Source organism: bacterium (genome assembly GCA_035945995.1).
Taxonomy (GTDB): Bacteria; Sysuimicrobiota; Sysuimicrobiia; order Sysuimicrobiales; family Segetimicrobiaceae; genus DASSJF01.
Genome location: DASYZR010000148.1, coordinates 1 through 9,615 on the forward strand (window position 1 = coordinate 1; position 9,615 = coordinate 9,615).

Consider the following 9,615-nt stretch of genomic DNA (forward strand, 5'->3'; position numbering starts at 1 on the left):
GGCCGACGGCGAAGAGGCCGGCGAAGACGAGCGGCGCGGGAAGGTGCGCTCCTACGGTCTCGCTGTGCTTTGACAATTCGGATCCCCACTCATTGTTGCATGGAGCAATCGGCTGCGGTACTCGGTGGGGCCGAAGGTTACAAACTGTTCGCATGTGGCCAACTAATCCCCGGTAGCAAAATCGGCCGAACGCGCATCCTCTCGATTTCCAGGACGGACCGCCGGCTTTTCCAGGGTTGCCCTCGGCCATCACATCGTCTTCTTGGTTTCGGGATTAGAGGGTCAAGGGTGTTCCACTGTTCGTCTGTCAGGTCGCGTGTATGTCGCATTCTTGTGTTGATGCCGTGTGGCACTCCTGCATAGCGGTTGGTCGGCAAACGTTCGCAAAATTACTTCCGGATTGCAGACTAACCATCCTGAATGTTTGCACGTGTGTGCAAGTTGTTTCGGGAATCGTGTTTGCGATACCACCTCAGCCTCGACCACCGCTGGTCCGCCGAGCGACTTGTGTGGCGAGCGGCAGGTCGAGCGGCGGCTCGGTGGCGCGTGCGCAGCCATCGCGGCCCGCCGCGCGCGGTAACAACTGCGGTGTAGAGCGGTTTCATGCGGTGTTCTCCTGGGTCAATTCGAAAATGTATTTGGTGTCGCATCGCTCCTCGGGCGTAGACGCGCGCTCTTGGCAAGGCCGGGGTCGCTGAGCCTCTAATCATCCAGCCTGCCCATGGTCAGGTTGACGGTAGTTCCCGTCATCGCGCTCGCCTTGTCGGACGCCATGAAAGCCGCCACGTTTGACATCTCCTCAAGCGTCATGAGCCGCTTCCCGTGGGTCGTGCTTGCGAGCATCTGTTGCCACTGTTCCCAGATCATTCCTGATGCCTTGGCGCGAGGCTCGAAGGCGTCCTTGATCGTGCGTGTCTCCAGCATGGCCTGTGGTCGCAGACCGACCACGCGAATGCCGTGAGGAGCGAGCTCGGCAGATAGATCTCGAGTGAGTGCCTCCGTGGCGGCCTGCGCCGGACCGTAGCCTCCCACCAAGGGGAGGCCCTCCCGCGAGTGGATTGCGGTGACGGTCATGATCCCCCCCGATTTGTTCGCGATCATCCGCCGGGCTGCCAAGCGTGCGGTCAGGAAGTACGACGTAACGCCGCTCGTGATCGGCAGGGAGAAGTGCTCGAGATCCAGCTCGGCCAGAGGCACACCCAGAATCCTCGCATTCGGGATCCCGACGGCGTTGAACGAGATATCGACGCGGCGCGCCTTATCGATTACGGACTGTAGATGCTTGTCGATAGCTTTCTCGTCGAGAGCATCGACCTCAGCTGCCTCGGCGAATCCGCCTGCGGAAACGATGTCCTTGGCGACCGCTTCGACCGGCGCCCGGTGGCGCCCGGTGAGAAAAACCTTGGCGCCCTCGCGCTCAAAAGCGCGTGCGACAGCACCGCCGATCCCACCGCCGGCTCCGTAGATCACCGCAATCTTGTCCTTGAGGATCATATCTGGCTCCCTCTGTACGCGGGATGCTCACACCCGCCCAACATGACATCCATCGACGTCCCGATCGTCAGAGCCGTCGATGATGTAGACACCGCGATGTCGGGAAAATGGGCGCCCAACCAACTGCCCAGTTCGCCCCGCGGCCGGTGTCTACTGGTAAATGTCCAATCATAATGGAAACCTACAAGACAACTGTAGGATTCGATTGTAGTTGGCCATTTATCCGGGGATAGTTGGCCATTTCGGGCCTCGCCACCCCTCGGACGATCGGGATAGTTGGCCATTTCCGATAGGGGGCTGATTCGCCCCCAAAGGACGAACGCGCGTGCGACGTTGAGGTAGTAGAAACACCCTTGGCTAAGACCTTTATTTCGGAAGTGAGACTACCGTGACTTTCACAGGCGGCGGATCCTTCGCACCGTCGTCAAGCCATTGGTTGCAAGCACTGGGGCTGCCGAATGGCCCTCAGCCGACCTCAATACATACGCTGGCCATGTTTCGCCCGGTTGCCGTTCTGTAGAATCAAAGTTGACCCTGTAGGCTTCGCATGTGCCTCCGGGGAATCGGAATTGTACCTGACCACCGATGCATGTCATTGCAAGGTTACGGGCCGCCAAAATTATGTCCTCGACATCCGCCATCAGCCACGCTTGTTCTCCGCCAGCTGTTGAAGCCTTGGACCGTAGGTCTTCAGGTAATGAATGCTTTTCCATGGGTCAACGTAACGGCTCAGCGTTCAACCGAAAGCGCCCGAGTTTCCTGTTACGAATTCGGGGTCTACCGTCACGTGCGGTTTGGCGGCTGCAACGTTTCGTTAGGCGTCCGTGTGCCCTGGCACCCGTAGGACGACATGCGTGGCTTTCTCCGACGCTACGAATTCAACGCATTCGTATCCCAGAGCCCGCAAGTCAACCCCTTCGAACAGCGGTTCCCCCCGGCCGAGAAGGACCGGCGCGATAGCAATGTGCAGTTCATCAACGAGGCCCTCACGAAGATACTGCTGGATTGTGTCCGGCCCACCGCCGATCCGCACGTCCATTCCGGCAGCGGCCTCGCGTGCACGGTCGAGCGCCTCGCGAATGCCTCCTGTTATGAAGTGGAACGTCGTGTCGCCTTCCATCTCGATGGGGGGACGAGCATGATGGGTCAAGATGAAGATTGGAACGTGATACGGTGGATTGTCTCCCCACCAGCCTTTCCAGTTTGTGTCCGGCCAGTCCCCACGAATGGGTCCGAACATGTTCCTCCCAAGAATCCAGGCCCCAACATTCTGAAAGCCACGGGCGGCGAAATCATCGTCAACCCCGGTCGTACCGCCGTCCTTGCCGAACAAGACCCGCTGGAACGTGCGTGTTGGGACTAGCCACTGGTGCAGTTCCGTCCCGCCAACGCCGAGCGGATTGTTGATGTCTTGATTCGGACCTGCTCCGTATCCGTCGAGCGAGATGGTGAAGCCCTCAACGCGAACTCGTGTCATCGTTTGCCTCCGTTTAGACGCCTATCGGCGTAGCGATGAGCCGCGCGTATTTTGCGTCGGCTCCATCGCTTTGTTGAACTAAATCCGCTGCGCGGATACATCAGAACCGCAACGCTGGAAATTCTCCTCTCACCATTCGCGTTCCGATCCCAATCGATTCAGTATCCCTTTCAGGGCGGGCCATCACCCCACCCCGATTGGGTCCGGAACGCCTCCACTACTACAGTACTAGACTACTACTACAGTTGTAATTTAGCGCCGCTTCTCCAGATTTGCGAACCGGCTGTGTTCCTTGTGGAAGTACAGCTCCACGGTGCCGATGGGCCCGTTGCGGTGCTTCGCGATGATGAGCTCGCAGATGTTCTCTTTGTTCTCCTTCTGTGCTTTTTCCTGATCGTAGTAGTCTTCGCGGTAGAGAAACACGACGAGGTCGGACACTTGCTCGATTTCGCCACTCTCTCTCAAATGACTCAGCATCGGCCGCTTCTGCCCCAGGGTTTCCACCGCGCGGCTGAGCTGGGAGATCGCGATGATCGGAACGTCGAGCTCCTTCGCCAGCGACTTGATCCCGCGGGCGATTTCGCTCAGCTCCTGCGTGCGGTTTTCCGACCGCTTGTACGACTGGATCATCTGGATGTAATCGACCACGATCAGGCCGAGCCCGTGCTCGGCCTTGAGCTTGCGGGACTTGGCGCGCATTTCGATGAGCGAGAGCGTCGCGGAGTCGTCGATGAAGATGGGCGCCTCGCTGAGGCCGCCCATGGCGCGCGCGAGCTTCCGCCAGTCTTCGTCGGCGAGAAAGCCGGTGCGGAGTTTGCTGTTGTCCACCTGCGCCTCTGAGCACAAAATGCGCTGCACGAGCTGTTCCTTGCTCGTCTCCAGGCTGAAGATCGCGACCGGGATCTTGCTCTGGAGTGCCGCATGCTGCGCGATGTTGAGGCTGAGTGTGGTTTTTCCAACAGAGGGGCGGGCGGCGACGACCACCATGTCCGCCGGCTGGAGCCCGGAAGTCAGCATGTCGAAATCGGAAAAGCCGGTCGCGACGCCGGTGATGGTGCCCTTTTCCTGATAGCGCCGGTCGATCTTCTCGAAGCTCTGCTTGAGGATTTCCTTGATCGCCTCGAAGTCCTGGACGTTGCGGCGCGAGGCGATGCCGTAGACGAGCTTTTCGGCCAGATCGATCATCGCCGCGACGTCGTCGGCGCCGTCGTAGCCCATGGCGGCGATGCGGGTGCCGGCGTTGATCAACGCGCGGAGCATCGATTTCTCGAGGACGATGTTTGCATAGAAGTCGACGTTGGCGGCGGTGGGGACGGTGTTGGGCAGCGCGGCGAGGTAGGTGGCGCCGCCGGTGTCGTCGAGCTTGCCGGTCCCGGCGAGCCGGTTGGTGACGGTGATGAGGTCGACCGGCTCTCCGCGCTCGAACAACTCGACCATGACTTGAAAGATCACGCGGTGCGCGTCGCGGTAGAAGTCCTCCGCGCGCAGCCCTTCGACCGCGCGGGCGATGGCGTCCCGGTCGAGCAGCATCGAGCCGAGCACGCCCTGCTCGGCCTCGAGGTTTTGTGGTGGAACCCGTTCCAGCTGGTGGACGATGCTCACGTGGACTCCCGGGTCACGGGCCTGCCCCGATTATAGAACATATGTTCGGCATGCGTCCATACCACGTGAGGACGCGATTGACGTCGCATGTGCGAGCCAGTAGATGCAATTCGCCGGCTATTTTGTCCTTGTTGACGCGTTGGGGGAATTACCGAAAAATCTTGTGATTAACGGCGGATTTTTCGTGCACAGGTTCTGGATATCCTGGGGACCGGGCGAGGCCGCGGTTAAAGCGCCGGCGCGATCACGATGCCGGTGACGTGTCGGGTGCCGTCCGTCACGAACGCGATGCCCTTCTTTCGGTACTGCGCGATCCCGAACCCGCTGAGGTGAATGACGGATGGAGCCCGCCCCCATACCCGTTCCACGGCCTCGAGCGTGTCGCCGTCCCCCCAGCCCTCGCGTGTACGGTACCTGGGGTCGTGGGCGAGGCTGATGAGCACGACGGTGTCTTGGAGGGTTTCGACGGCGATCGAGCGGAGCCGGTTGTCCGGCGACTTCCACTCGTACCACTGCGTGCGGCCGTCGGAATCCACGCGGGAAGGGTGGCCGAGGATCTCTTCGACGGCATTGAGGTGCATGCCGATGGTGACGGGACCGATGCGCCGGCCCGGCACGACGAGAAACATCGGATCGGACGATGCGATGGCCGGCGGCGCCGCCAACGCGATGGCCAGCACGATCACGCCCAGGCGCTTCATGCGCTCCCCCCGGTGACCCTTCGTGCCCGGATTACGGCGTTCCGGCGCCGGCGGTTCGCCCGCGACCGTTCGCCCTACCCGGCGATGACGTTCACTTCCACCATCGCGGTGTGCCGCGGATGCAGGCGCACCGGTACTCTATAGAATCCGGTGTTCTTGATCGGTTCCTCGAGCTCGATCTGCTTCTTCGAGATGTCGACGCCCTGCCGCTCAATGGCGTCGGCGACGTCCTGCGCCGTCACCGAGCCGAACAGGCGGCCGTCCTCGCCGGCGCGCGCGCGGACCTCGACGACGAGGGCCTCGAGGCGGCCTTTGAGCCGGATCAATTCCTGGTTGACGCGCGCCTCGCGGCGGCCCGCCGCCGCCTTCGTCTGTTCGAGCGCCTGCAGGCTGGCGTCCGTCGCCGGCGCGGCCAACCCGCGCGGCAGCAGGTAGTTGCGCGCGTGACCGTCCTTGACGTCCCGTACGTCGCCTGTATGGCCGAGCGCGGGCACGTCCTTCAAGAGGATGACCTTCACCGCTGATGCACCACCTTGGTCGTGCGGCCCATCGGCTGCCCGTCCGGCCCGGCGGGGCCGCCGCCCATCTCCTTCGACGCCGGCGCCGGAGCACCCGGCGCGGTGCCTCCTCGCGGCGGAGTGAGCCGGCGGAAGTCCCACCAGGTGTCCAGCATTCCCAGGATCGCGAGTCCCATCAGGGGCAGGACGCCCGCGACCAACAGCATGACCCCGAACAGAATTTGCACGAGCCGGGGATACCCGCGACGGTTGGCCCACGCGACGCCGACCAGCACCCCCTGGAAGCCGAAGGCGAAGAGGTTGACCAGCATCGCGTCGAGTGCCGCGCCGCCGAATTGCGGCGCCCGGAGGGCGCCGAGTGACAGGATCGCGCCGGCCCACAGCATCACCGACGCGAGGGCGGCCGACAGGCGCCACGTGCCGATGGGCGGTATCGCCGGCAGCGGGTGCCCGACCCGGCGCAGCACCGAGCGCGCCACCGCGTAGCAGAGATAGGACCACAGCAGCGCGCCGAAGCCGAGCGCCACGGGCAGCGCGGTGCGCAGGAACTGCGGCAGAATCGCGATCATCTTCCGGAGTTCCTCGACCTGGGTGCCCGGGGCCCCGAGCCGCCGCTGGAGGTCCACGGACATCTGCATCGCCTGGACCTGGGCCCTGATGAAATCGCCCATCACGTCCTGATGCATCAGCGCGCCGGCCGCGGCCAGCATGGCGAGCGACGCCAGGAGAAACGCCACGGCGCCGGTCAGGATCGTCCACTGCGCCGCCAGGCCGCGGCGGACTCCCCAACCGAGCGCCAGGCCGAGCGGCGCGAACATCGCAACGGCGGATACGGCGTTGAGCGGTCCGGTGAACTGGAAGAGCGCGGCCGCCGCGATGATGCCGGCCAGCACGGCGATGCGCATGCCCCACCGGATCACGAGCAGCATGATCGGCAGCGGAGCCAGCAACAAGGCCACGGGCGGCGCGAGCAGACCGGCCGCCGCGATGATCGCCGTGAGCGCGGCGAGGATCGCGCCTTCGGTCAGGCCGCGGGTGGGATGCCGCCGTGTGTGCGAAGCCACCGTATCTCGGTCCGAACGGACCCCGGGGGACGGCGGGGGGTCCGGGATGCTCCTACTCGCCGGTGTAGGGCAGGAGCGCCAGCTCCCGCGCGCGCTTGACCGCGACGGCGAGCGCCCGCTGATGGCGCGCGCAGTTGCCCGAGACGCGCCGCGGCAGAATCTTGCCCCGTTCCGTGACGAAGCGGCGGAGGCGATTCACTTCCTTGTAATCGATGTACGTCGCCTTCTCGGCACAGAACGAGCAGACTTTGCGCTTCGGCCTCCGCCGGTAATCGCGGCGCGGCCGGCTTTCCCGCTCCTTCGGTTCAGGCATTGCCTCCCTCCATCGTCATGCGTCGTTAGAACGGCACGTCCTCGTCCGGACCGCCCTGCGCGGACTCGTCGCCCGCGCCGGCGGCGGGGGCCGCCGCCTCCACCGGGCCGGCTCCGGGCCGCGCGCGGTCGAGGAACCGAACCCCGTCCGCCACGACCTCGGCCACCTTGCGTTTTTGCCCGTCCTGGGTTTCGTACGACCGAATCTGCAGACGGCCCTCGACGGCCACCATCCGGCCCTTGGTCATGTACTGGCTCACCTGCTCGGCGAGCTTGCGCCACGCCACCACGTCGATGAAGTCGGTTTCGCGGTTCCCCTGCTGATCCTTGAACGGCCGGTCCACCGCAAGCGTGAAACTCGCGACCGGGGCGCCGCTCGGCACATACCGCAGCTCCGGGTCTCTCGTCAGCCGGCCAATGAGGATGATGCGGTTATACATCGGCGCGTTCCGTCACCACCGCGGCGGATTGGCCGTCCGAAGACGGCGGCGGGGTGGCCGCGGGGGCCGCCGGCGCCGGGGGCGCCGGGGTTGGAGCCGCCGGAGTTGGAGCCGCCGCCGCAGGCGCGCCGGCGTGAGCCGCCGCGGGTGCGGCCGGGCGGACCGGAGCCGGATGGTGTTCGGAGACGACGAAGCGCAGCAGGTTCTCGTTGAGGCCCAGCGTTTGGCGAAGGCGGGCCACCTGTCCGGATTCGAGCGTGAAGACCGACAGCACGTAGTATCCGTCGCGGTATTTCTGAATGGGGTAGGCGAGCCGGCGCTTTCCCCACCGGTCCGTGGTGGCGACGGTGCCGCCGTACTCGGCGATCCGTTGGTGGACACGCGCGATGGCCGCCGCGGCGGCCTCCTCGTCGAGGTCGGGACGCAGCACGACGACGATCTCATACGTGGCCAATTCTGCTCCACATCCTTCCTGATGGGCTGCCGGAGCGACGTCCGGGCGGCCCTGCCGCGACGCGCCGGGCGACACGGGGCAGGGCAGGAAGGCACCAGGTGCCTTGTCTGACCGCGCCATTATACCACAGGACCGGGTCAGGGGGCGAACCGAAACGTGATCACATCCCCGTCCGCCACTTCGTATGCGCGCCCTTCGAGCCGCACGAGCCCGCGTTCGCGCGCGGCGGCAAGGGAGCCGCACGCCACCAGGTCGCCGGCGGCAACGACCTCGGCGCGGACGAAGCCGCGTTCCATGTCCGTGTGGATCCGACCGGCCGCCTGCGCCGCCCGCGTTCCCGCCCGCACGGTCCACGCCCGCACTTCGCGGGAGGCGATCGAAAAGAACGTCCTGAGACGCAGCAGGTCGAAGCACGCCCGCACGAGCCGCGGCAGCGCTCGTTCGGCCAGGCCGAGGGCCTGCAGAAACTCCGCCGCCTGCGCGGCGTCGAGCTCGCTCAATTCCAGTTCGAGGCGCGCGCAGAGGCCGAGCGCTCCTGCGTCCTCCCCGCGGGCGCGCCGCGCGACCCGGTCCAGGCATGGGCTCGCGGACAGTTCCGCTTCGTCGAGATTCGCGACGTAGAGCACCGGTCTCGATGACAGCAGGTGGAGCCGGCCGATCGTCTGGGCGCTCCCTGACGGCGGTCCTCCCGGCGCCGGCGCGGACTCCGCGGCTTCCGCGGGAATCCGCAGGGGAGCGAACGTCCGGGCGGGACGGCCCGCGGCGAGGTGCGTCTCGAGCGGCGCGAGGACCGCCTCCTCGTCCCGCGCCGTTCGGTCGCCCGTCCGGGCCCGCGGCGCCACTTCCGCCCGCGCCCGCTGCGCCGTCTCGAGGTCCGCCATGATGAGCTCGGTTTCCACGATCTCGATGTCGCGAATCGCGTCCACGCCGCCCTCGACGTGCGCGACCGGTCCGCCGAAACACCGGACGACGTGTACGATCGCATCGACTTCGCGGATGCGGGCGAGAAACCGGTTCCCGAGTCCTTCTCCCCGGTGTGCGTGGCGCACGAGGCCGGCGATGTCGACGAGCTCGATCGTCGCCGGCACGACGCGCTCCGGCTTGGTGACGCGCGCGACCGCCTCGAGGCGCGCGTCGGGCACGGGGACCACCCCGACCCCGGGGGCAATGGTGGTGAAGGGATACGGCGCAATCTCGGCCGGGGCGGCCGTCAGAGCGCGGAACAGCGTGGACTTGCCGGCATTCGGCAGGCCGACGAGGCCGCAGGACAAGGCCATGACGGTCCCGGCCTACGGCACCGCGACGGCGACGGCGTTGCCGCCGGCCTGCTTGACCCGGTACATGTTGCGGTCGGCGGCGTCGATGAGGGTGACTGTCGTGTCCCCGTCTTCCGGAAAGCCGGCCACCCCGAGGCTCACCGTCACCGACGTGACCTCCCGGCCCACGAGAAGCGGCGTGCTCTCGACGGTGCGGCGGATCCGCTCGGCGACGTCGGCGGCGGCCGTGCGCGGCGTGTGCGGGAGCAGCACCATGAACTCGTCGCCGCCGTAGCG

At 65.6% G+C, this 9,615-nt stretch carries 11 protein-coding genes; all 11 read right to left on the reverse strand.

Annotation, left to right across the window (positions count from 1 at the left end):
• Positions 1-702: 702 nt before the first annotated feature.
• The gene (locus VGZ23_17260) at positions 703-1,494 is read right to left on the reverse strand and encodes an SDR family oxidoreductase (GenBank protein ID HEV2359341.1); all 792 of its coding nucleotides are present in this window, start codon (positions 1,492-1,494) and stop codon (positions 703-705) included.
• 814 nt (positions 1,495-2,308) lie between these two features.
• The gene (locus VGZ23_17265; GenBank protein ID HEV2359342.1) at positions 2,309-2,971 is read right to left on the reverse strand and encodes a dihydrofolate reductase family protein; all 663 of its coding nucleotides are present in this window, start codon (positions 2,969-2,971) and stop codon (positions 2,309-2,311) included.
• A gap of 252 nt (positions 2,972-3,223) precedes the next feature.
• Positions 3,224-4,573, reverse strand: coding sequence for a replicative DNA helicase (dnaB, locus tag VGZ23_17270; GenBank protein HEV2359343.1), 1,350 nt, complete (start codon positions 4,571-4,573; stop codon positions 3,224-3,226).
• 227 nt (positions 4,574-4,800) lie between these two features.
• Positions 4,801-5,274 (reverse strand): hypothetical protein, encoded by a 474-nt coding sequence (locus VGZ23_17275; GenBank protein ID HEV2359344.1) that lies wholly within the window; start codon positions 5,272-5,274, stop codon positions 4,801-4,803.
• Between the two features lie 74 nt (positions 5,275-5,348).
• Positions 5,349-5,792 (reverse strand): 50S ribosomal protein L9, encoded by a 444-nt coding sequence (gene rplI / locus VGZ23_17280; protein ID HEV2359345.1) that lies wholly within the window; start codon positions 5,790-5,792, stop codon positions 5,349-5,351.
• Positions 5,789-6,856 carry a DUF2232 domain-containing protein gene (locus VGZ23_17285; GenBank protein HEV2359346.1) on the reverse strand — a complete coding sequence of 356 codons (1,068 nt, stop codon included), beginning with the start codon at positions 6,854-6,856 and terminating at the stop codon, positions 5,789-5,791. The genes rplI and VGZ23_17285 overlap by 4 nt, the downstream gene beginning before the upstream one ends.
• 52 nt (positions 6,857-6,908) lie before the next feature.
• Positions 6,909-7,169, reverse strand: coding sequence for a 30S ribosomal protein S18 (rpsR, locus tag VGZ23_17290; protein ID HEV2359347.1), 261 nt, complete (start codon positions 7,167-7,169; stop codon positions 6,909-6,911).
• A gap of 25 nt (positions 7,170-7,194) precedes the next feature.
• Entirely contained in the window at positions 7,195-7,608 is a 414-nt protein-coding gene (gene ssb / locus VGZ23_17295) for a single-stranded DNA-binding protein (GenBank protein ID HEV2359348.1), read from the reverse strand.
• Complete coding sequence (gene rpsF, locus VGZ23_17300) at positions 7,601-8,062, reverse strand: 30S ribosomal protein S6 (protein ID HEV2359349.1); 462 nt, start codon at positions 8,060-8,062, stop codon at positions 7,601-7,603. The genes ssb and rpsF overlap by 8 nt, the downstream gene beginning before the upstream one ends.
• A gap of 137 nt (positions 8,063-8,199) precedes the next feature.
• On the reverse strand, positions 8,200-9,339 hold the full coding sequence (gene ychF / locus VGZ23_17305; GenBank protein HEV2359350.1) for a redox-regulated ATPase YchF: 1,140 nt from the start codon (positions 9,337-9,339) through the stop codon (positions 8,200-8,202).
• A 12-nt stretch (positions 9,340-9,351) separates the two neighbouring features.
• The coding region (locus tag VGZ23_17310; GenBank protein ID HEV2359351.1) for a GGDEF domain-containing protein at positions 9,352-9,615 on the reverse strand (264 nt) is incomplete at its 5' end.